Raw genomic sequence first — 681 nt, forward strand, 5'->3', positions numbered from 1 at the left:
ACCAGATCCCGGATGGTCTGATTATCGGGGGCCTGAATGCTGTATTGCAGCCCGCGTTCATCCACGGTCAACGTGAGGGTCCCAGCCGTGCTGCGCCCTAAAATAAAATTGGGGTCATGGTTAAACAGCCCACGCACATCATCGTTGAGCACTTCATCAAAGGCCCCGGGCTTGATGATTTCGCGAAAGCCCCAAAGGGGTTCTGAGCGACTGTTAAACACCGAGCCGTAACCGACAATGCGGGTCGGCTGGTTCTCCGGGGTTTCCGTGCGCACTTCACCGGGGTAACAGCGCATTTCTCGGTCACACATCGGTTTGATCCTCCTGTTCAGGCGGTTGGGGGTTAGTAATAGGATTGGCGGCATTGACACTGACCAGCATGTCATCCAGCCCGTCAACCGGGTTCATGTCTTCAAAGGCCCGCGCCTCGTTGCGGCTCATCCAGCCATCAGTAATGGCAAAATGGTAGAACTGGGCGCGCTCCTGTGGGGTACCGCGCAGCAATCCCGCCAGATTAAAGCGGACATAAAACCCCGCCATCCGTTCCTGCCGGGTAAATAATCGGCGATTCAGCTCCTGCTCCCAGTTCACCACCCACGGCATCACGGTGTGGCGGACAAACTGAATGGCCTGATTGCTGATATTGGAAAACGTGGCTTTTTCAAGGTCGTTAATCATGTG

Annotated in this window: 2 protein-coding genes; both read right to left on the reverse strand. The window is 55.5% G+C overall.

The features are described 5' to 3' along the window. The coding region (locus Xsto_RS20820; protein ID WP_099126327.1) for an HK97 family phage prohead protease at positions 1–311 on the reverse strand (311 nt) is incomplete at its 3' end. Then, the coding region (locus Xsto_RS20825) for a phage portal protein (protein WP_141554566.1) at positions 304–681 on the reverse strand (378 nt) is incomplete at its 5' end. The genes Xsto_RS20825 and Xsto_RS20820, both read right to left, overlap by 8 nt.

Source organism: Xenorhabdus stockiae (assembly GCF_002632825.1).
GTDB lineage: Bacteria > Pseudomonadota > Gammaproteobacteria > Enterobacterales > Enterobacteriaceae > Xenorhabdus > Xenorhabdus stockiae.